Source organism: Rhizobium laguerreae, assembly GCF_002008165.1.
In the GTDB taxonomy this organism is placed as follows: domain Bacteria; phylum Pseudomonadota; class Alphaproteobacteria; order Rhizobiales; family Rhizobiaceae; genus Rhizobium; species Rhizobium laguerreae.
This window is the reverse complement of record NZ_MRDM01000032.1, coordinates 15,757-37,062: the sequence shown is the minus strand read 5'-3', so window position 1 is coordinate 37,062 and position 21,306 is coordinate 15,757. Positions and strand designations below refer to the sequence as shown.

At 61.6% G+C, this 21,306-nt stretch carries 20 protein-coding genes and 4 pseudogenes; 9 read left to right on the top strand and 15 right to left on the bottom strand.

Annotation, left to right across the window (positions count from 1 at the left end; translation table 11 throughout):
- Positions 1-90 precede the first annotated feature (90 nt).
- On the top strand, positions 91-2,463 hold the full coding sequence (locus BS630_RS34025) for an alpha-amylase family glycosyl hydrolase (RefSeq protein ID WP_077980999.1): 2,373 nt from the start codon (positions 91-93) through the stop codon (positions 2,461-2,463).
- A 21-nt stretch (positions 2,464-2,484) separates the two neighbouring features.
- Here BS630_RS34025 and BS630_RS34020 read toward each other — a convergent pair whose 3' ends face one another.
- Together BS630_RS34020 and BS630_RS34015 are read right to left on the bottom strand one after the other, a co-directional pair.
- Positions 2,485-2,673 carry a hypothetical protein gene (locus BS630_RS34020; RefSeq protein WP_003539671.1) on the bottom strand — a complete coding sequence of 63 codons (189 nt, stop codon included), beginning with the start codon at positions 2,671-2,673 and terminating at the stop codon, positions 2,485-2,487.
- 156 nt (positions 2,674-2,829) lie between these two features.
- Positions 2,830-3,131: pseudogene (locus BS630_RS34015) on the bottom strand (hypothetical protein).
- A gap of 145 nt (positions 3,132-3,276) precedes the next feature.
- On the opposite strand from BS630_RS34015, the gene BS630_RS34010 reads away from it, so the two are divergent.
- From BS630_RS34010 to BS630_RS33985, 6 genes are all read left to right on the top strand, one after another.
- Positions 3,277-3,672 carry a hypothetical protein gene (locus BS630_RS34010; RefSeq protein ID WP_077980998.1) on the top strand — a complete coding sequence of 132 codons (396 nt, stop codon included), beginning with the start codon at positions 3,277-3,279 and terminating at the stop codon, positions 3,670-3,672.
- A gap of 200 nt (positions 3,673-3,872) precedes the next feature.
- The gene (locus tag BS630_RS34005) at positions 3,873-4,703 is read left to right on the top strand and encodes a metallophosphoesterase family protein (protein ID WP_077980997.1); all 831 of its coding nucleotides are present in this window, start codon (positions 3,873-3,875) and stop codon (positions 4,701-4,703) included.
- A complete protein-coding gene (locus BS630_RS34000) occupies positions 4,700-5,926 on the top strand; it encodes an ABC transporter ATP-binding protein (protein ID WP_077980996.1) in 1,227 nt (408 codons plus the stop codon). The genes BS630_RS34005 and BS630_RS34000 overlap by 4 nt, the downstream gene beginning before the upstream one ends.
- A complete protein-coding gene (locus tag BS630_RS33995) occupies positions 5,919-6,842 on the top strand; it encodes a carbohydrate ABC transporter permease (RefSeq protein WP_077980995.1) in 924 nt (307 codons plus the stop codon). Before BS630_RS34000 ends, BS630_RS33995 begins: the two co-directional genes overlap by 8 nt.
- A complete protein-coding gene (locus BS630_RS33990; protein ID WP_077980994.1) occupies positions 6,839-7,675 on the top strand; it encodes a carbohydrate ABC transporter permease in 837 nt (278 codons plus the stop codon). Before BS630_RS33995 ends, BS630_RS33990 begins: the two co-directional genes overlap by 4 nt.
- Before the next feature lie 26 nt (positions 7,676-7,701).
- Positions 7,702-8,967: an ABC transporter substrate-binding protein gene (locus BS630_RS33985; RefSeq protein WP_077980993.1), complete on the top strand. Its 1,266-nt coding sequence runs from the start codon at positions 7,702-7,704 to the stop codon at positions 8,965-8,967.
- Positions 8,968-9,038: 71 nt separating this feature from the next.
- Here the strand turns inward: BS630_RS33985 and BS630_RS33980 are convergent, their stop codons facing one another.
- Positions 9,039-10,019, bottom strand: coding sequence for a substrate-binding domain-containing protein (locus tag BS630_RS33980; protein ID WP_077980992.1), 981 nt, complete (start codon positions 10,017-10,019; stop codon positions 9,039-9,041).
- A gap of 229 nt (positions 10,020-10,248) precedes the next feature.
- Here BS630_RS33980 and BS630_RS33975 point away from each other — a divergent pair, with 229 nt between their 5' ends.
- The gene (locus BS630_RS33975) at positions 10,249-13,167 is read left to right on the top strand and encodes a M16 family metallopeptidase (protein ID WP_077980991.1); all 2,919 of its coding nucleotides are present in this window, start codon (positions 10,249-10,251) and stop codon (positions 13,165-13,167) included.
- On the opposite strand, the gene BS630_RS33970 is transcribed toward BS630_RS33975, so the two are convergent.
- Together BS630_RS33970 and BS630_RS33965 are read right to left on the bottom strand one after the other, a co-directional pair.
- Positions 13,110-13,844, bottom strand: coding sequence for a GNAT family N-acetyltransferase (locus BS630_RS33970; protein ID WP_077980990.1), 735 nt, complete (start codon positions 13,842-13,844; stop codon positions 13,110-13,112). The two genes, BS630_RS33975 and BS630_RS33970, sit on opposite strands and share 58 nt — an antisense overlap.
- A pseudogene (locus BS630_RS33965) lies at positions 13,844-14,188 on the bottom strand (MarR family winged helix-turn-helix transcriptional regulator); the annotation flags it as partial. The gene BS630_RS33970 and the pseudogene BS630_RS33965, both read right to left, overlap by 1 nt.
- On the opposite strand from BS630_RS33965, the pseudogene BS630_RS33960 reads away from it, so the two are divergent.
- Positions 14,180-14,909 (top strand): annotated as a pseudogene (locus BS630_RS33960) (tetratricopeptide repeat protein); the annotation flags it as partial. The pseudogenes BS630_RS33965 and BS630_RS33960 sit on opposite strands and share 9 nt — an antisense overlap.
- Positions 14,910-14,927: 18 nt before the next feature.
- On the opposite strand, the gene BS630_RS33955 reads toward BS630_RS33960, so the two are convergent.
- The 10 genes and pseudogenes from BS630_RS33955 to BS630_RS33915 all read right to left on the bottom strand — a co-directional run bounded on the left by BS630_RS33955 (position 14,928) and on the right by BS630_RS33915 (position 21,296).
- Positions 14,928-15,461, bottom strand: coding sequence for a YidB family protein (locus BS630_RS33955; protein ID WP_077981268.1), 534 nt, complete (start codon positions 15,459-15,461; stop codon positions 14,928-14,930).
- Between the two features lie 169 nt (positions 15,462-15,630).
- Positions 15,631-15,969 (bottom strand): hypothetical protein, encoded by a 339-nt coding sequence (locus tag BS630_RS33950; RefSeq protein ID WP_077980989.1) that lies wholly within the window; start codon positions 15,967-15,969, stop codon positions 15,631-15,633.
- Between the two features lie 167 nt (positions 15,970-16,136).
- A pseudogene (locus BS630_RS36930) lies at positions 16,137-16,293 on the bottom strand (AhpC/TSA family protein); the annotation flags it as partial.
- 113 nt (positions 16,294-16,406) lie between these two features.
- Positions 16,407-16,868, bottom strand: a complete 462-nt coding sequence (locus BS630_RS33945; RefSeq protein ID WP_077981267.1) for a DUF411 domain-containing protein — start codon at positions 16,866-16,868, stop codon at positions 16,407-16,409.
- 56 nt (positions 16,869-16,924) lie between these two features.
- Positions 16,925-17,212, bottom strand: coding sequence for a copper-binding protein (locus BS630_RS33940; RefSeq protein WP_077980988.1), 288 nt, complete (start codon positions 17,210-17,212; stop codon positions 16,925-16,927).
- A 22-nt stretch (positions 17,213-17,234) separates the two neighbouring features.
- Positions 17,235-17,714 (bottom strand): cupredoxin domain-containing protein, encoded by a 480-nt coding sequence (locus BS630_RS33935; protein WP_072638454.1) that lies wholly within the window; start codon positions 17,712-17,714, stop codon positions 17,235-17,237.
- A 30-nt stretch (positions 17,715-17,744) separates the two neighbouring features.
- Positions 17,745-19,091 carry a multicopper oxidase family protein gene (locus BS630_RS33930; RefSeq protein WP_077980987.1) on the bottom strand — a complete coding sequence of 449 codons (1,347 nt, stop codon included), beginning with the start codon at positions 19,089-19,091 and terminating at the stop codon, positions 17,745-17,747.
- 15 nt (positions 19,092-19,106) lie between these two features.
- The gene (locus BS630_RS33925) at positions 19,107-20,573 is read right to left on the bottom strand and encodes a TolC family protein (RefSeq protein WP_077980986.1); all 1,467 of its coding nucleotides are present in this window, start codon (positions 20,571-20,573) and stop codon (positions 19,107-19,109) included.
- Positions 20,570-20,797, bottom strand: coding sequence for a hypothetical protein (locus BS630_RS33920; protein WP_077980985.1), 228 nt, complete (start codon positions 20,795-20,797; stop codon positions 20,570-20,572). The genes BS630_RS33925 and BS630_RS33920 overlap by 4 nt, the downstream gene beginning before the upstream one ends.
- Before the next feature lie 94 nt (positions 20,798-20,891).
- Positions 20,892-21,296 (bottom strand): hypothetical protein, encoded by a 405-nt coding sequence (locus BS630_RS33915; RefSeq protein WP_077981266.1) that lies wholly within the window; start codon positions 21,294-21,296, stop codon positions 20,892-20,894.
- Between the last annotated feature and the right edge of the window lie 10 nt (positions 21,297-21,306).

Genomic DNA, 21,306 nt, shown 5'->3' with positions numbered 1-21,306 from the left:
CTTGCATTTTTGTATTCAGCCGGCTGATCATGCCCGAGTGAGATGGCCGCATGAGCGGGGACCGCAAATCCGACACGGCTTGGAGGATCGATGACCGTCAATGTTCAATTCCGGTTTCGCAGCGGTTTGCCTTCGATGGCGTTCGACAATGTCCGTCTCCGCGGCAGTTGGGACGAGCAAGGCCGTCCCTCGAACGGGTGGACGTCTCATCCGATGCAGCGCTCTCGTGACGAGGATGGCTATGATGTTTTTGTCGCCCGCGTGCCCTTTCCCGATGGCGAGATCGGTACGCATTTTCGCTGGGGGATCGAACTCGATCGGCCGGGCATTCCAGACCTATGGGCGATCGCCGCTGAATTGGACGATGAGGCCTCCTCGCGCCGCGAATGCTCCTTCCATCTCCAGCAGGGAATCGGGCCGCAGACCTATTATCTGACGTGGATCGGCCGTCTGGGAGCGAACCGGGTTGAGAAGCCCAACAGTTCCGACGGCATCCGCTTTTCGGTCTGGGCGCCAAACGCCAGGGCGATTTCGCTCGTGATAGCCGATCCTGCCATCGGCTACGTCGCCGACGACGGCACCGGAACGGTCGCAACCATCGGGATGCGAAGGACCGTTGATGGATTCTGGAGCGTTGAAACCGGCGAGGACGACGGCCTTTCCGATTTCGACAGCATGGTCGGCACGCCCTATATGTACCGCATCACCAGGGATGATGGATCGGTTGCTTACCGCACGGATATCTGGTCGCTCATGCAGATCGGCGCCGGAGACTTCGATCCGGATGGAGCCGTCTATCACGGATCGCCGGCGGCATTGGACGGACCGCAAAGCTGCTCGGTCGTCTGCGATCCGAAGCGGGTCGTACTTCCATCCGGGCAGGAGGTTGCCGCCGAGACGTTCTGGGTTGACGAATTCGTTGGCGGCCGAACACTTCCGGAGCGGCTCGAGGATCTGGTGATCTATGAATTGCACGTCGGCGCACTCGGTTTCGGCAAGGCCGCGCCCGGCACACTTGATGATGCCATTGCCTTCGTTGAGCATCTGTCGGCGCTCGGCGTCAACGCCGTGGAACTGCTGCCGATTGCGGAATTCGAGACCCGGGCCAACTGGGGTTACGGCACGTCGCATTTCTTTGCCGCCGACCAGGGGGCTGGCGGTACCGATCGGCTGAAGATGTTCGTGAAGGTCTGCCACCAGCGCGGCATCGCCGTTATCCTCGATGTCTGTTATAACCACTTCGATCCGGATGGCGAGCGGGCGCAATGGGCCTATGATTCCACCGATCAAACCCGCAACATCTATTATTGGTATGAGGGACGCCCCGGCGACTACGCCGATCCGACAGGCGGCTATATCGACAACATCTCCACGGGATGGGCGCCCCGCTTCCATGAGGAAGCCGTGCGCCAGCTTTTCGTCTCCAGCGCGGCATTTCTCGTCTCCGTCTGCCATATCGATAGTTTCCGCCTTGATCAGACCAGTTCGATCCATCAATATCCGGTGCTGCATGCCGATGGCCGGCGCGCCGATCGGGCCGCGGCCTTCGGGGCCAAGTTCCTGAAGCAGTGGACCCGCACGATGCGGCTGATCAAGCCGCAGCTTTTCCTGACGGCCGAGGATTATTCGGATTGGTCGGCGATGACCGAGCCAAGCCTGACCGGCGACGGGCTCGGCTTCGATGCGACCTGGTACGGTGATTTTCATCACAACCTCGTCGAATATCACGGCGGCGCGCAGGCGCAGCTGTTGAAGAATGCCGGTTTCGGCGACAAGCGGGCGCTGACCATGTCGTCTCTTGCCGGCGCGCTGCAGACGAGCGCGCGATCCAAGGTGGTCTACAACCAGTCGCATGACGATTGCGGCAATCGTGAAGGATCGGCGCGAACCGCTGTTATCGCCGTCAATTTCGCGCCAATCGCCGGTGAGACCAGGGCGTGGGCGGAGGCGAGATCCCGGTTCGCAGCGGCGATGACGCTGCCATCGCCGGGGACGCCGATGTTTTTCATGGGTGAGGAAATCGGCGCCCAGAAACCCTATCGCTACAATGATTTCCTCGAGAACCGGGAGAATATTCTCGGCGAAGCTGATGGTAGCGGCGCGGGGATGCTCAGCTGTTATCGCGATCTCATCGCGCTCAGCGTCCATCAGGATGCTATTCGATCCCGCAACATCGCCATTCCCGTGGTTCACGACGAAAATCGGGTGATCGCGTTTCATCGATGGAACGACGGCGAGGATTGCCTCGTCGTGGGGTCGCTGAACGACGCTCCCTTCGAACACGGCTATCGGCTGTACAGCGAACGCCTGGGCGATGACCTCTGGGAGGAGATCTTCAACACCGATGCTAAGATATATGGCGGCTGGAACGTCGGTAATGGCGGCGGAAGAATCAGAGCAACGGCGGGAGTGCTGAATGCCGTGTTGCCGGCATCAGGCGTTCTGGTCTTTCGCAGGCTCTGACGCTTCCGACGTCCCGTATGGTCAGGCAAAGCCGAGCGGCAGGTTTTCCACTTTCCTGTCATTGCCGTAGTCGCGCTCATGCGGCGAGCGACGACGGCCGTCGCGGCGAGCGGAAAGATCGATCCGGTTTTCGGCAAAGATCCCATCGGGCCAGGTGCCGGTGTCATGGCAATCGGCGTCGATCTTGGGTGCAAGGATTTTCAGGATCATCGGGGTTCCTCCACGGCGCAGCATCAACAGTTGGAAAGGTTGTCTGGTTCCATTCATAATCCCGCAATTATTAATAAATTAACCATAAATGCCGGTCTTCGGCAAAGGAGATCGCCGCCGGCCTAGCCGGACAGCCGCGATCGTTCTCAGGAACGTTCAATGGACGTTTGACGACGAGGACATCGACGCCAGCATTCCCTCAGTCGCGCGGACCAGCCGCGCCGTGCGCGCCAGCACTTCGGCGCCGGCCTCTGTCTCGGCAATCGTGGTTGCCATGCTCTCAATCCGTCCGCCACCTCAATCAGCGCTGGCAGCATGTCGGCCCGTCCGATCGCTTCGGCCGATCTGGCGAGTTTTCGCAACGCCTCCGAATAGCTCGATATCAATGCGCGTTTCCGATCTGCCGGAATATCGCAGAACGAGCGTTTTTCAGAGGGCGACAGTGGTGACTTCGACATGGACGCGACCTGTTGAACCTCGAACGAACTCGCATCCGCATTATTTGTTCCCGAGCCGGTCAATCGTCGCGAGGCCGGCCGCTTGCATTGAAATGGAACTCCGGACCTCGATGGCCGTTGAGGTGCATGAACACAGGAGGTTTCCATGCAGCTGATCGATACTCGGGTGACGCAGGCCGGCGACATCTTCACCGTCGAATTCCTGGGCGAGGGAGGAGAATCGATTTCCGTCAAAATCGACAACTCCCATGGCGAGCTCGATGACACGACGGCGGTCGACCACGCCAAGGTCATGATGGTTCAGCTGACCGCCTTTGCCGGCGCGGAAGCAGACGGCAGCATCAACCGTTACGATGCCTTGAGCAACGGCAATTTCGACGAAGGCAGCAAGGGTTTGATCGGCCAGCCGAGTGCGCGTTCGGCCGGCGACAGGCAAACGCTGGAAGAGGAACTCGATGAAGGCCTCGAGGACAGCTTTCCTGCAAGCGACCCTGTCTCGGCAACGGTATCATCCATTCCCGCCAACGCACGACGGCACTGATTTCACCGCGATCTCAATTCCAAATGCAGGCGAAGGCTGCCCCGGTTCCCGCGGGCAGCCTTCTTCTTACATGACAGATTGATGTCAAAACTGAGAAACAGGTGAAAACTCCAGCTGTGTGATTGACATGGGAGCCTTCTAGAGAGGGCACGAGAAGGGAGCGCCCGTGAGGCGCTGCCGACGTCTCGGAGACGCGCCCCATGAAAATCATTCAGATCACCGACACCCATTTCAGCCCCGGCAAGCCGCATTTCAACGGCAACTGGGCGCCGCTTCTGACCTGGATCGAAGCGACCGGTGCCGACCTGATCGTCCATACTGGCGATCTCACCGTCGATGGCGCCGACAAGGACGACGACATCACCTTCTCTATGGATCTGATGCGTCAGGTGTCGATCCCGATGCTGATCGTCCCCGGCAATCACGATATCGGCCACCTCAAGGGATCGGATCAGCCCGTCACTGCCGAGCGGCTGTCCCGCTGGCGCAGCCTTGCCGGCGACGACCGCTGGCTGGAAGATGCGGCCGGATGGCGCTTCATCGGATTGAACTCGCTGCTTCTCGGTCATGAGGATGACGAGGAAGAGGCGCAGTTCGAATGGCTTCACCAGGCGCTGTCCGACAGGGCAGGGCGGCGGGTGGCGCTGTTTGCGCACAAGCCGCTGTTCGTCGATGCACCCGGCGAAGGCGATACCGGATATTGGAGCGTTCGCCCGGCTCAGCGCCGGCGGCTCTATGATCTGATCGCTGCTCATGACGTGGCGCTGTTCGCAAGCGGCCATCTCCATTGGGCCTGGCAGGGTCGCTTCGGCAATACCCAGCTGACATGGGGTCCGTCGGCCGCCTTCATCATCGACAAGATGGAGCGCGAGATGCCGGGCGAGCGCCTGATCGGCGCTGTCGTCCACGAGTTCGATACTGGTGTCGAAAGCACGATCGTCGCCGTTCCCGGCATGACCGCGCATGTGCTCGACGATGTCGTGCACGAGGTCTACCCCCAGGCGGTCAAGCAGCGGGAACCCGTCGAATGAGCGCGCTCTCGCTTCGCGGCATCGCTAAGGCGTTCGGCGGCAACCAGATCCTTGATGGCGTCAGCCTGGATGTCGCCGCCGGCGAATTCATCGCGCTGGTCGGTCCTTCCGGGTGCGGCAAGAGCACGCTGTTGCGCGTCCTTGCCGGCCTCGACCACGCCGACCAGGGCGAGATCCTGATCGGCGGGCTGGATATGTCCGGCGTTGCGGCCGCCGACCGCAACATCGCCATGGTCTTTCAGTCCTACGCGCTTTATCCGCATCTGACGGCCTCTGAGAATATCGCCGTGCCTTTGGCGATGCGTCGGTTGTCGAGGATGCAGCGGCTGCCCTTCATCGGGTCGTTGATGCCGGGCCAGCGCGCCACCCGGAGGGCGATCGCCCGCGACGTCAGGGATATGGCGACATCGCTGAAGATCGACCACCTGCTTGACCGCAAGCCCGGCCAGATGTCGGGCGGCCAACGTCAGCGCGTGGCGCTGGCCCGCGCCATGGTGCGCCAGCCGAGCATCTTCCTGATGGACGAACCGCTCTCCAATCTCGATGCCAATCTGCGCGTTCACGCCCGAGGCGAGATCGTCGACCTGCATCGCCGCGCCGGCGTGCCGACGCTCTATGTCACTCACGACCAGGCGGAAGCGCTTTCCATCGCCGACCGTGTCGCCGTGATGATGGGCGGAAAGTTGCTGCAGATCGCCAGCCCCGAGGTCATCTACGACGATCCCGCCCATATCGAGGTCGCCCGCTTCATCGGCCAGCCGCGCATCAATCTCCTGCCGGCCTTTGCCGAAGGCGGCGTCATTCTCTGCGGCGGCCTGCGCCTGGCGCTTGAGAATGCGCCCGGCGGCAAGATGCCGGTCACGCTCGCCATTCGCCCGGAATTCGTCTTTGTCTCCAAGAGCCGGCATGACGGCCTTGCCGCTAGTATCGAACGCGTCGAATTCCTGGGCTCCGAAGTCATCCTCCATTGCCGGCTGGACGCGATCGGCGAGACTATCGTCGCCAAGGTTCAACCGGCCGAAGCCTCCGGCCTTGTTGCCGGCGATCCGGTCGGGCTGCGGCTTTTGCCCGACCGCACGCTGATCTTTGCCGAAGACGGCAGCCGGCTGGCCGGCGGCGTTGCAGTGGGTGATGCAGGGCTCGGCGCTGCCGATGCCGGGCTCGCTACAAGCGATGCCGGGCTCGCAATAAGCGATGCCCAGCGGGAGAGGGCGCATGGCTAGCATCGTCTCCATGGCCGTGCCGCAGGATGCCGCCGTTGCGCATCGGCGCAGCGAGGCCCGCATCGCCTGGATGCTGGTGATGCCGGCGATGGTCCTGCTATTCCTCTTCGTGCTTTTGCCGGTTGCATCAGTCATCGTGCTCGGCTTCACCGATTTCGAACTCGGCTACGGCAAGTTCCGTTTCGTCGGCTTCGAGAATTACGCGCATTTGGTCACCGACCGCACGTTTCGCAAGTCGCTGTGGAATACGACGGTCTATACCGCGGTCGTAGCACCCGTCTCGATCCTTCTCGGTCTCGGCATCGCCATGTTGATCGAGAGCGAGACGAAGGCGCGCAGCTTCTTCCGCACTGCCTATTTCCTCCCGGTCGCCTCGCTGATCGTCGCTATGGCGACCGTCTGGCAATATATGTTCCACCCCACAATCGGCCCGCTCAACGCACTGCTCGCCCTCGTCGGGATTCCCGGCCCGAACTGGCTGGGCAGCTCCGGCACGGTGCTTTACAGCCTCTCGATCATCGGCGTCTGGCAATCGGCCGGCTTCAATATGGTGCTGTTCCTGGCCGGACTGACGGCAATCCCGCGCGAGCTTTACGCGGCAGCCGAAGTGGACGGCGCCAGATCCTCCCTCGACCGGTTCCTGCTCGTCACCTGGCCGATGCTCGGGCCGACGACGCTTTTCGTCATCACCATCAGCATCACCAATTCAGTCAAGGTCTTCGAGACGGTGAAGACGCTGACCGAGGGCGGCCCGAACAAGGCGTCGGAGGTGCTGCTCTTCACGATCTACCAGGAAGGCTTCGTCTATCTGCGCGTCGGTTATGCCTCCGCGATGACGGTGGTCTTTCTGCTGATCCTGGTGGTGCTGATGTTCCTGCAGTACCGCGTTCTCGATCGCCGGGTGCATTACACATGATGACGAACGCTTCTTCCCTCGGCAGGATCATCCGCCTGGCGCTGCTTTCGCTCGGCGCAATCATCTTCCTGTCGCCCTATGTCTTCATGATCTCGACGGCCGGCAAGGCCCAAAGCGACATCTTCACCTCGTCGCTGTCGCTGATCCCGGCGCACTTCACCTATGCCGAAAATTTCGCCAAGGCCTTGAGCCGGGTACCGATGGCGCATCTGTTGTGGAACGGCGTCGTCGTCTGCGGGCTGATCTTCTTTTTCCAGGTGCTGGTGGCGATCCCTTGCGCCTACGCCATGGCAAAGCTGCGCTTCGGCGCCGCCCGCGCCATGATGGTGCTTGTCATGCTCGGCCTGCTAGTGCCGATCCATGCGACCGCGCTGCCGCTCTATGTCGCCTTCGACCGCGCCGCGCTGCTCAACAGCTATGCCGCCCTGGTCGCGCCCTTCACCATTTCGGTCTTCGCAATTTTCATGTTCCTGCAGTTCTTCCGCGCCATGCCTGATGATCTCATCCATGCCGCACGTCTCGACGGTATGTCGGAACTCGGAATCGTCGCCCGCGTCATCGTGCCGAATGCCTGGCCGGCGGTCACGGCCTTCGCCATCTTTTCGGTCGTCGCCCATTGGAACGATCTCTACTGGCCGCTGATCGTCATCAGCAAGCAGGACTATGCCACACCGCCGCTCGGCCTGATGTATTTCCGCGCCGCCGAGGCCGGCGACGACTACGGCGCGCTGATGGCGGCGACCCTCACCATTACCCTTCCCCTCGTCATCGCCTTCCTGCTTGCGCAGAAGCGCTTCGTCGAAGGCATCACCATGACCGGTCTCAAAGGCTGACCGGTTTCAACCCAGGAGAACGAGCGATGAAACATATCACCCAGCTTCTCGCCGCAGCGGCCGTCTCGATGGCAATCGCGCTTCCCGCGCATGCCGAGACGACGCTGACGGTTCACTACCCGATGCCGGGCTTCTTCAAGGACGTGATGGACACGATCTCGAAGAAGTTCATGGAAGAAAATCCCGATATCAAGATCCAGTTCGCCAGCCCGTCGGCCACCTATGAAGAAGGCATCCAGACGATCCTTCGCCAGGTCGGCACCAGCGAAATGCCCGATATCACCTTCATCGGCCTCAATCGCCTGCGCATGCTCGACGAACGCGACGTCGCCGTCGACCTCGGTCCGCTCGTCCAGAAGGACGGCAACATGGGCGAGCAGGGCTTCTCCGACACGATCCTCAAGCTTGCTCAGGTCAAGGGCAAGCAGGTGGGCCTGGCTTTCGCGACCTCCAACCCGATCATGTATTACAACGCCGATCTCGTGAAGGCGGCCGGCGGCGATCCGGAAAATCCGCCGAAGACCTGGGATGAGGTCATCGCGCTCGGTGGCAAGATCAAGGCGCTCGGCAATGGCGTCGACGGCATCGACTTCCGCTGGCAGGGCGACGACTGGATGTTTTCGGCACTGCTCTTCGGCGCCGGCGGCAAGATGCTGAGCGACGACGAAAGCAAGGTTGCCTTCAATGGGCCGGAAGGCCAGAAGGCCGTCGAAGTCTTGCATCGCCTGGTCACCGAAGGCGGTATGCCTGTGTTCACCAAGGCCGCCGGCGAACAGGCTTTCGCAGCCGGCAAGGTCGGTTTTGAGTTTCAGACCACAGGCGCGCTGCGCAACACGATCAAGAATGTCGGCAACAAGTTCGATCTGCGCACCGCCAAGATCCCGTTGATCGATCCGGTGAACGGCCGCCTGCCGACCGGCGGCAACGCCGTCGTCATCCTGACGCATGACGCCGCCAAGCAGGATGCCGCCTGGAAGTTCGCCAAATTCGCCGCCGGCCCTTATGGCGCTTCCGTCGTCGTGCCCGGCACCGGTTATGTCCCGAACAACGAGCTCGCCGCGAAGTCGGCCGATTATCTCGGCGATTTCTACAAGCAGAACCCGCTGTTCCAGGCAGGCCTCAGCCAGATGCCGGTGATGATCCCCTGGTATGCCTTCCCAGGCTCGAATGGCGTCAAGGTCACGCAGACCATCGTCGACAATCTCTCGCGCATCGTCGACCAGTCGGCCGAGCCGAAGGAAGCGCTCGATGACGCAGCCGCCGATGTCGAGGGCATGCTGCCGCGCAGCTGATCGGTTTCCCAATCGGGAACAGGGCAGGGCCGCCACGCCGAGCGCGTGGCGGCCTTGTTGTTTCGCAAGCGTCAGATGGCGCGCACGGTGCCACCGCGGCGAAGCGTATAGGCGACATTAAGATGGCGGGCAGGGGCGGCGTTCTCCGCCATGTCGAGCAGCAGCGAGGCGGCCGTCGCCCCCATGCTGGCATCCGGCATTTCGATGGTCGTCAGCGGTGGATCGATCAGCCGGCCGATGGCGATGCCGTCGAAGCCGGCGACCGAAACATCCCCAGGCACGGAAAGCCCCTCGCGCTTCAGCGCGCCGATGACGCCGAGCGCCAGGAGATCGTTGGAGGCGATGATCGCCGTCGGCGCAAGCGAAGTCATCGCGACGCCAAGATCGAGCTGGTCATAGCCGCTGACGAACGGGATCTGTACGGCATCGAGTGGTGTCAGCCCGTTCTCGGCCATAGCGTCGAGATAACCGCGGTAGCGAAGGTGGGCGCGGTCGGAGGCGACAAAATTGCCGGAGAGAAACAGAATGCGGCGATGGCCCATGCCGATCAGAAATGTTGTGACCTCGCGGCCGGCGCCACGATTGTCGGCGGTAACAGCCGCCGGAAACTGCGCCGTCGGCAGGTTGTTGAGCAGCACGGTCGGCGGGAGCTTCGCAAGCAGCGCCTGGCTGGTCGACGGATTGCAGACGGTGAGGATCAGCCCGGTCGGCCGGTCGTTCAGGAGTGCTGCGACGGCATCGGCCTCGCGCGCCGGATCATAATTCGACTGGGCGATCAGGACGCCATGGCCGGCCACCAGCATGCGGTTCTGGATGCTCGACAGCGACGAGGCAAACACCGGATTGGTGATGCTCGGAATCAGCACGCCGATCACAGGCCTGCGTCCGAGCCTGCCGGCGGACGAGCCGGCCGGGCGATAACCGAGTTCGGCGGCCGCACGGCGCACCTTGCGCACCATCAGGTCGCTGGCCGGTCCGTTGCGGTTGAGAACCCTGCTTGCGGTCGCCAGCGAGCATCCTGCCCGGAACGCGACCTGCTCCAATGTCGCCATCGAAAACGCCTCCTGGTGACAGTATCGAGGCGCAATCCCTTAGGCGGGTTCGATGACATTGGTCTGACACCCACAGCATGATGCCGAAACCTGTGAACAGTTTTCGGACGACATCATGCTCTAACTCTCTAATTGAAAACAGGTTTCAGATTTTCGGCCGACCGGGCGTAAAATCATCCTGTCCTAGGGAGAGTTATCTACTTCTTATTCATTACAAACATGGAAGTTGATGGGGAATGCAACCTGTGGAATAGTCAGGTTGGCGCGATCTACCCTCTTCATTCTCATCACCTGGACAAGAATGTCTCACAAAAAAATGGAATGCTCCACGGTGTGGTGGTTTCTCGCGACGATCTCCCTCGCCGCAAACTTCATGTCGCCAGCCTATGCGGACAGCCCGTCCGTGCCCTGGCCACAAACGCAAAGCGACATCCAAGCCGATCCCCACGTGCGTTTCGGCATGCTCGCCAACGGCATGCGATTTGCGATCATGCGCAATGTCACGCCGCCCGGACAGGCGGCGATCCGTTTTCGCATTGGCTCCGGTTCGCTCGACGAAAACGACAACCAGCAGGGTCTGGCGCATGTTCTCGAGCACATGGCCTTCAAGGGTTCCACACATGTCGCCGAAGGGGAGATGATCCGTATCTTGCAGCGCAAGGGTTTGGCCTTCGGGCCGGACACCAACGCCCATACCTCATATGACGAGACTGTCTATGCACTCGATCTGCCCGAGGTCGATGCAGACACGGTTTCGACGGGCCTGATGCTGATGCGAGAAACGGCGAGCGAGTTGAGCCTCGATGCCAACGCCTTCGATCGCGAACGCGGCGTCATCTTGTCGGAGGAGCGGCTGCGCGACACACCGCAGTATCGCGCGGCGCTCGAAATCATGAATTCGTTGCTTGCCGGTAAGCGTGCGACCATGCGCGCGCCGATCGGCAAAGCCGACATCATCAGCAATGCGCCTGTGGCCCTCGTCCGTGATTATTACCGGGCCAACTATAGACCCGATCGGGCAACGCTGATCGTGGTGGGGGATATCGACCCCGCCGGCATGGAAACGGAAATCCGGCAGCGCTTCGGCGATTGGAAGGCCGTGGATCCGGCGCCGGCAAAACCGGATCTCGGCACGCTGGTGACGAAAGGCGAAAGCGCCGACCTCATCGTTGTTCCCGGCGGCATGACGAGCGTACAGGTCGCCTGGACACGTCTCTTTGACGCGGCGCCTGACACTTTCGCCAAGCGCCGGGCCGAACTTATTGAAAGTCTCGGACTTATGGTGCTCAATCGCCGGGTGAGCACCATCGCCGGCAAGGCGGATGCCCCGTTCATCAGTGCGGGTGTCGGCTCTCAGGATATCGTCGATTCCGCTCATGTCGTGCTGATTGCGGCGAACTCCGAGCCGGACAAATGGCAGGCGGCGCTCACGGCCATTGACCAGGAACAGCGTCGTATCCAGGAGTTCGGCGCTACGCAGGCGGAGATCGATCGCGAAATCCTCGACTATCGTTCGGCCCTGCAGGCTGCTGCGGCCGGAGCCGCGACGCGCACGACCACCGACGTCGCTTCCCTGCTGGCGAGCAGCGTCGATGACGATCAAGTCTTCACCTCGCCTGCCGAAGACCTCTCGCTGTTCGAGACGATGACGAACGGCGTCACGGCGGCCGAGGTCAATCAGGCGCTGCAGCGTGCGTTCTCCGGCAACGGTCCGCAGGTCGTGCTACAGACGGCCCAATCACCTGAGGGCGGAGCCGACGCGGTTCGGCAAGTCTACGATGCTTCGAATGCCGTTGCCGTCTCGGCGCTATCCAATGCAGCTGACGTCGCCTGGCCCTACGCCCATTTCGGCGCGCCGGGCGCCGTGGTCGAACGCCGCGCCGTCGACGATCTCGGCTTGGCCATGGTGCGCTTTTCCAACGGCGTACGGCTTACCGTCAAGCCAACCAAGCTGCGTGCCAACGAAGTGCTGGTGCGTGAAAATATCGGCGGTGGTCGGCTGGACCTGCCGCACGACCGTTCCGCCCCGATCTGGGCATCTCCGGCCGTCGTGCTGTCCGGCGTCAAGGCCATGGATTACCAGGATATCCAGAAAGCGCTGACGGCCAACATCGTCGGCATCGATTTCTCGGTAGGCGATAGCTCCTTCAGGTTCGACGGTCGTACAAGGACTGAAGATCTTGCAACGCAGCTGCAGCTCATGACCGCATACACCTCCGATCCCGCCTATCGCCCCGAGGCTTTCAAGCGTGTGCAGCAAGCCTATTTGAGCGGTATCGATCAGTATGAGGCGACGCCCGGCGGCGTTGTCAGCCGCGATTTCCCAGGTCTCGTCCATTCGGGCGACCCGCGCTGGACCTTCCCCGATCGCGCACAGTTGTCGGCCGCTCATCCAGACGATTTCGAGGCGCTGTTCCAACCTATGATCTCCAACGGCCCAATCGATATCACCATCGTCGGCGACGTGACGGTGGACGACGCGATCCGGCTGACAGCTGAAACCTTTGGCGCCTTGCCGCCGCGCTCGCAGACGACGTCGAGCGACGACGGGAGCGACGTGCGTTTTCCGGCGACGACCGAGAAGCCCGTTGTGGAGGCCCATAACGGCAGGGCAGATAACGCCGCCGCCGCGGTAGGGGTTCCCATTGGCGATTTGCTTTCCGACCTGCCGCGGTCCTTCACCGCCAATCTCGCCACCCAGATTTTCCAAAACAGGTTGATCGACCAGTTTCGTATCGCAGAGGGATCAAGCTATGTGATGGAGGGCGATGCTGACCTGTCAAGTGAACTCCCTGGCTACGGCTACGCATATTTCTACGTCGAGACAGACCCGGCAAAGGTCGCGCGCTTCTACGCACTCGTCGACGAGATCGCCAAGGATCTGCGGTCGCGTGATGTCTCCCCGGACGAACTCACGCGCGCCCGGGAACCCATTATCGAGACACTGAAGCATCAGCAGCAGGGTAACGAATATTGGATCGAATATCTGCACGGCGCTCAGACGGATTCGCGTGGTTTAGACCGGATACGCGACAATCTCAGCGGCTACGAGAAGGTTGCCGCCGCAGATATTCGCGCTTTTGCCACGACCTATTTCAGCCCGGAAAAATTCTGGAAATTCGAAGTGCTGCCGCCGGCGGTGCGATAGGAACGGCGTTTCACCACGCGCATGTTCATCTCCGCGCGAAGCGCAAAGCCGTGTGTCTTGTAGAGCGAAATGGCCGACGTGTTTGCCGCATAGGCGTGCAGATAAGCTGTGTCGCCGCTCGATGCGATTTCGCCGGCAACGAAGCGGAAGAGCAGGGTGCCGAGGCCGCGTCCCTGGAAATCCGGATGGGTGCAAAGCCCGCTGAGCTCGATGAAGCCTGTCTGCCGCATCCGTTGCCCGGCCATCGCCAGCAGGCGGCCTTCGCTCTTGATCCCCCAGAAGCGGCCGAGGCTCTGGGCTCGCAACGTGAACGGCCCGGGTTTCGTCAGTGTCGCCAAATCAAGCATGTCGGCGGCATCGGACTCCGTCAGCGGCTGGATGCGAGAATCGGAAATTCGCTCGTGGGGCCGCTCGGCAATCATCTGGACCACCGATGCCTCCGTTGCAACGGCAAGACCCGCTGGAATGGCGATCGGCCCGGATTCGACGAGAATCATGCTCTCTTCCTGCGAAGGCAGGTCCTCCAAGGCGTCGAGGCTCTCCGGCGTATCGTCGGCGGACGCCGCGAAAGGAACGATGGAAGGTGGGTATCGCCGCGCGGACTTGCCGCCTTCGGCAAGATCGGCATGGGCGGTCTCCAGCGCGCTCCAGATCGGTCGGTCGAGGATATGGGGCATTATCGTTCCTCCTCGGCGGCGTTGCGGCGCGCAAGCGGCACCGCCGCAAGCCCGTCCTCGATGGCCGCGAGCTGTTCGAGGATCGGCCCGTCGAGATCGCCGCAGAGATCTGCAACGGCGGCGGCGATGCGCGGCCAGATCACCTTTTTCGAATGGTCGACGAGGTCCTGTCCCTTGTCGGTCAGCGAGACCAGTCTGCGACGCTGATCATCCGGGGCCGGCTGCATGTCGACGTAACCAAGTTCGAGAAGCTGGCCGACGGTGCGGGTTGCGCCGGGCTGGGTGATGCCCACCGCCTGCGCGAGCTCGCCGATCGTCAGCGGCCCAGACCGATCGATCGCTGCCGTACGGGCGCGCAGGCTGATGGATGATACGCCACAGACGGCGCGGGAAGCGCATCTGATGCTGACACGCGCGATTTCGCTCGACCCTGATTATGCCGAGCCCTATCGCTGGCTTGCCATAAACCACTGGATGGGTGAGGTGCATTCCGGCGGACCGACGGAGCCTACGCGCAAGAATGCTCTGCAACTGGCGCGCAAGGCTGTAGCGATCGATCCCAACGATGCCGGCTGCCGCTGGGTCCTGGCTTACCTGCTTGCCTATGAGCGCAGTTTCGCCGAGGCGGATGCGGAATTCGCCAGGGCGATCGAGCTCGACCCCAACGACGCCGACACCTTTGCGGCATTATCCGACATCGCGGTCCTGGCCGGGCGGATCGGGGAGGGCCTTGAGCACATCGCCAAGGCCTTTCGGCTGAACCCGTTCCCGGCAAGCTGGTACTATCTGACGCTCGGCCAGGCGCAATATGCCGCCGGCCAGTACGAAGCCGCCATCGAGACGCTGCGCCGGGACGAGACCTATCGCACGAGCTCACGCCGTTTCCTGGCGGCAAGCCTTGCCCAACTCGGCCGGCTCGACGAGGCGCATGCCGAGGTCGAATTGTTCCTCGTCGCCAACCCGCATTTTTCAACCCGCCACTGGGCGGCGGCCGAACCGTTCCGTGACGCTCGGACGCTTGCGCATTTCATCGACGGCTACCGCAAGGCCGGTCTCCCCGAGTGATGCGCTGGTGCGACGAAATTAGAGGGTGCCGGGTCGTCCGCTGGTGGTCGATTGACTTGCAGAAGACAAAAAGCTCTCTTCGGCGGTGGGTACTCTTCCCTCGGGTGTCAGGTCGTCCACCGCTTTGGGAAGGTCGCGCTTGAGGCGCCCCAGAATCTCTTCATGCGAAAGGCCGGTACTGGCCGCGATCTCGTTGAGAACGTCCGGTCCCAGTGCTTCCGCGAGCTGGCCGTCATTAATGTCCGCATTCGGACCGGGTTTTACCCACGACTCCGCCTTGTCACCGTGACCATTCTGCTGAAACGTCTTCAGCAGATCGCCCAGACCGCCGCTGACGACGCTTCCGGACGTCAGCCCGCCGAGAAGTCCGCCGAGACCACCCGAACCGGCCAGTCCGCCAAGAAGGCCGCCAAGCCCGCCGGGCTGCTGGTTTCCCGCGCCGGCCTGCTGAGGATTCTGAATGCCCCGTAGGAGCTCTCCGATTTTGTCTCTATTTTGGTAGCCGGCAACGGCAAGCACGGCGAGAAGCGCCTTCAATTGACCGCTCATCATGATGAATCCTCCTATGGTGCTCAATGCACGCGACCCAAAGCAGAGCGCTGCATGGGCAGCAATGTCCAGAGGGGCCAAAGGTTCCGTCGCTTTGAAAACAAGGCCGCACGGTTGGAATCCTTCGATGGTCTCGAAGGCCGGCCGTCCCACCTCATGGCTCACGCCGCGGTCAGATTTCCGGGCAGCCGCGCTGGTTTGCGAAGGTCATTCGTTCCGGTCCACGGCGCGTCATCCCCTGCACAACGATTCTGCGTGGAGACATGCGTACGATCTGTGCTCTGCGAAGTCCTTCGCTCCGCGCGATGTCGAGAGCATCATACGGGTCGCAGCCTCGCGGTCCGCGGCGATCATATCCATATCGATCACGATCGCGATCCCGGTCGTAAACGCCGACGCCACCGGGGCCGAGCCGCAGCTCCAAATCCTGCGCGGCCGCGATCGTCGGCGAGATCGTCAACCCGGTTATCGCGGCCAAGCCGACCAGTACGAACTGAAGAGATTTCCGCATGAGTTCCTCCCATGGTTCAATGTTTATATAAATGACAACATCGCCATGCGAGATTTGTTCCTTGAGATAAGAGGAGTCGATGCGAGCGACGAACTTGTAGTTCGTCTCATGGAAAGCGCGTCACATGAATCCAATTTCGATGCGACGCGCTTTAAAGATCATTCGCTTCAAACAGCCATGTTCGACGCTGCCGACATCACCTCCCGCGGGGTGGGACTGCCGAACATATATGGCGGCCATCCGCTTCGACTTCGGTGAAACACCAGCGCACGACACCATCCGATCGAGCAGAAATTCGCCTGCGGGCTGGCCTTCGCCGATGGCGATCACGCAGCGTCGTTCGGCGGCAACCGGTCGATCAGTCTCAGTCTGGCGCACGGTGGTTCCGCTCCGGTTTCCTGATCGGTCGTCCGGTTCTGGCCAGATCGATCGCAACCTCAGCCCTTCCGGGGACGGACCTCCATGAATACGTATGGCGCGCCGGTTCCCGATGGGATCGCATACACGTCATAGGACGCCTGCGGGTCGTCGCCCATTCCCAACGAGCCGGACGGCATGCCCGGCACGGCCAGCCCCCGGACCGACGGCCGCTTCTGCAACAGGCGCTGGACGGCCTCGAGCGGCACATGTCCCTCGAGGTAGTATTCCTCAATGACGGCGGTGTGGCAGCTCTGCACGTCGGCCGGCACGCCCAACTGCGCCTTGATCGCTGAAAGGTCGTCGGTGTCGCGAGTGTCCAGCGAAAATCCTGCTGCCGCCATCGCCTGCGACCATTCATGACAGCAGCCGCAGTTTGGATCCTTGTAGACCGTCATCTTCGTCGGCGTGGCGGCACGTGTCCCTCCGCCAAGAAACGCCATGGCGGATGCCGCCATTGTAATGAAGCTTCTCCTGTACATCATCTCCACTCCTTGATGTCCTGCCGCCCGGATTGAGACCGGGCGGCAGGAGCCCACTATTTTACTTCGGTGACGGTCAGCTTGCCGTTCACCCGTTCGGCGACGAATTCGATCTTCGAACCTTCCTTCAGCCTTTCGAGCAGAGCTGGGTCTTCGACCCGGAAAACCATCGTCATCGCAGGCATGTCGAGGCTCTTCAGGTCCTCATGCTTGATGGTCACCTTGTTCGCTTTGGCGTCGACCTTGTTGACGACACCCTTGGTGAATTCCTGGGCGAACGCACCGAAAGCCGCACCGGCAGAGAGCAGGGCGGCCACGCTGATTTTGATCATGGCAGTTTTCATGTTCGTAGCTCCTTTTTGCGGATTATTTCCCGGCAACGGTGACGTCGCCGTGCATGCCGGCTTCATAGTGGCCGGGGATCAGGCAGGCGAACTTGAACTCGCCGTCGGTGGTGAATTTCCAGACGATCTCGCCGGATTGGCCTGCCGGAAGACGGATGGAATTGGCGTCGGCATGTTCCATTTCCGGGAACTTCTCCATGACCTTCTTGTGTTCCAGAATCTTGTCTTCCTGATCGAGCACGAATTCGTGGTCGATGGTTCCGGCATTCTTGATCGCGATCTTGACGGTCTGCCCCTTGCGGACGTTGAAGACCGCGGGGGTGAAGAGCATCTTTCCGTCGTCAGTTTCCTTCATCGTGACGCGGATGGTCTGTGTCGCTTTGGCCTTGTCGCCGGGTTCTCCGACAGCCATCTTCTCACCGTGGCCACCGGCATGATTGCCGGAAGCGAGCGCTGGAGACGCGAGGGCGACGAGCGCCAGTGCCATGAGATAATTCTTCATCCGTAATTCCTTTCGATGTTGAGATGGACCTCAGCCGTTTGTCGGCTTCGGCGTAATTTGCGTCTTTGCGTCTTTGGCCTTGGTCGCGTCTGGCAATTCGCCAGTCCATTCCCAAGCCTGGGTCCCGGGTGGGTTTTCGCACCAACCCGGATCGGTGTAATCGTCTGCCGAGATGCCCTCGCGGACCTTCACGACTGAGAACATGCCGCCCATTTCGATCGGACCATGCGGCCCCCAGCCGGTCATCATCGGAACGGTATTCTCGGGGATAGGCATTTCCATTTCGCCCATGTCGGCCATGCCCTTGGTGCCCATGGGCATGTATTCCGGCTGCAGCTTCCTGATCTTTTCGGCGACTTTCGATTTGTCCGCACCGATGAAGGTTGGAATGTCGTGACCCATGGCGTTCATCGTGTGGTGCGATTTGTGGCAATGGATCGCCCAGTCGCCGAGATACTTGGCGTCGAACTCATAGGCGCGCATCGCGCCGACGGGGATGTCGATGCTCACCTCCGGCCACCGCGCTTCCGGCCGCACCCAGCCACCGTCGGTACAGGTCACCTCGAAATCGTAGCCATGCATGTGGATCGGATGGTTGGTCATCGTCAGGTTGCCGACGCGGACGCGCACCCTGTCGTTCTTCGACACGACCAGAGGGCTGATGTCCGGGAACACGCGGCTGTTCCAGCACCACATGTTGAAGTCGGTCATCTCCATGATCCGCGGCACGTAGGAGCCGGGGTCGATGTCGTAAGCGTTGAGCAGGAAGACGAAGTCTCGGTCGACGCGCATGAACTTGGGATCTTTCGGATGGATCACGAAGAAACCCATCATGCCCATGGCCATCTGCACCATCTCGTCGGAATGCGGGTGATACATGAAGGTGCCGGATTTCACGAGGTCGAACTCGTAGACGTAGGTCTTGCCGACTGGAATATGCGGCTGCGTCAGGCCGCCGACGCCGTCCATGCCCGATGGCAAGATCATGCCGTGCCAGTGGATCGTCGTGTGCTCCGGCAGCTTGTTGGTGACGAAGATGCGGACGCGATCTCCTTCGACGGCCTCGATGGTTGGCCCCGGAGATTGGCCGTTGTAGCCCCACAGATAGGCGGTCATGCCGTCGGCCATCTCGCGTTCGACGGGTTCGGCGACGAGGTGGAACTCCTTGACGCCGTTGTTCATCCGATGGGGCAGGGTCCAGCCATTCAGCGTAACCACTGGCTGGTAATCTGGTCCCGATGTTGGTTGGAGCGGCGGCTGCATATCCGCCGATTCCATTGTCGGTGCGTCCGGCAAGCCCATTGCCGACGTCTTTGTCCAGGCGGCCGTCGAAAGCAGAGCGGCGCTGGCTCCAATGATCTGTCTTCTATTGAACATAGCGATGTTCCTTTCTCAATGACCGCCGCCAGCGCTGCTTTCGGAAGCAGTGGCGACCTCGGTCTCTGCCGACGCCTTCGTCGCGCCGCCGCCGTAGATCGCAGGCGCCAGATCGGCTTCGGCCAGCCAGAAATCTCGCTTCGCGTTGACGGAGAGCAGGATGGAGTTGATCTTGTCGCGGGTGTCTGTCAGCAGCTCGAAGGTGTTCGAGATCATGCCGTTGTAGGTCAGCAGGGATTCCTCCTCGACCTTGGTGCGCAGCGGCACGACGCTGTTGCGGTAGTGCCGCGCGATGTCGTAGTTCGAGCGGTAAGCCTCGTAGGCGGAGCGTGCTTCTGAGCGGACGTTGACGGCTTTCTCCGCCAGCAGGTTCGCCGCCCGCATGTAGGCCAGTTCAGACTTGCGCATCCGCGCCTTGCCGGTGTCGAAGATCGGGATGGCGAACTCAAGCTCGACTTGCGCAGTGGTTCGCGTTTTCTTCTCGTCGTCCTCGATTTCGCGTTCCGTTTCGAAACCGGTCAGGATGTCGAGGTCGGTCACATAGCGCGTCGCCTCGGTGAGGCCGTAGGACTTGGCCGTGGCCTCAAGGTCGAGCTTGGCGATCTGCAGATCGATGCGGTTCCTGAGAGCCTCGGCCTCGATGGTATCGCGTCTGATGACGGACTTGGGCAGCGGCGGCAGACCGTCGGGAACCTGATAGTCCAGGTCGGTGCCCCAGAGGCCCATCAGCCGCGTCAGCTCCTCCTTGGCAAGACGGGCGGAGAGGCGGGCCTTCGCCGTTTCTCCGGCGAGTTCGGCGACGAAGACATGCTCACGGGCTTGAGCGCCCTTGGTCATAGCGCCGGTCTCGCCAAGCTTCTCCGCGAGTTCCGAGGCTGCGTCGGCGGTCGCCTGGGCACGCTGGAGCTGCCCGACGGTCTCCCATGACGCCACCGCGCCGATCCAGGCGCGCCGCGTGTCGGCGGCGACCTGAAGTGTCTTCACCGCCGCGGTCAATTGCGCCTGCCGGAAGCGGGTGTCGGCGATCGCCATGTCCCTGTTCTTCGTGGCGAGCGCCAGGATGTTCGTCGCAATCATTCCTTCGATCGTCTTGAACGCCTCCAGGCCCGGCGCGCCCATGCCGGTAGTGCCGATGGAGACAGACGGGTTGAGGAACATCGTCGTTTGCCAGGCGTCGGCCGCGCTGTCGCCGAGATCGGCGTAGGCGGCCTGCAGTCCCTTGTTGTTGAGCAGCGCGATCTGGACGGCCGTCTCGACGTCGAGAGGCTTCGTTCGAGGAAGCAGGCTTTTGACTTGAGCTGCCGCCGATCGAGCCTGGTTCTGGTTCTGGATCCAGACGGTCTCTTTCGCCGTGACGGTGGCGGTTTTGTTGGCAACGGAGGTGAAGCCCGCCTCTTTGCGGGAATACTCGGCGCCTGTGACACAGCCGCTCAAAGCGAGCGGAAATGCCAGCGCCAAGATCAGTTTTCTGGTGCCGATCATGAGTCGTCTCCATTCATGGGAGACTGCAGATCGTTCTGTCTGCGCCAGGGCTTGGGATCGACCGGCTGCCGGGCGACGTAGCCTGCGATCGGCGACCTGTATGCCGCCGGAGGTGCGGACGGCTGGTCGACAGCGGTGGGAAACGCCACCACGTCGGGAGGAAGTGTGGATGCGCAGCCGCCGACGACAAGCGGCAGCCCCACCACGAAAAGCGAGGGTTTCATTATGAAATTTCCGAATAGGAGATAGCCTTACGGCGCGCTCGCCCGGAAGCAGGCAAGCGTCCGACTAGACCCGATCAAACGGGTAGGTCTCTATTCAGATATTCGGGGGACGGTGGAGGGGCGGCAGCTCGCCAAGGGTCGTCCGGTCGTCGATGAACTGCCGGATCGAGGTTACGACGGGTCCGTCGACATCCTGGCCTTCACAAATGATGCCGAGCCCGCCACAGAAATCCTTGCAGCATTCTTGCTTGACAGGCTTCGATACGCCATCGGCGTCATCACTGACGTCGCCCTGGGAGTGGTCATGGACAGTCATCTGCGTCATGTCATGGCCATCATGATGCTGCATTGCATCGGACTCGGACAGTACCGCTGCCGCCTCGGGGAAGGAGGAGCCATGCATGGCGGCGCTGGCGTTCGACAGCGAGTACCCCGCCAGTGATACGATGATCACCAGCCGCATCATCACGAGCAGCCTGCTCATTGCGATTCGGTACATCTTGCCCATG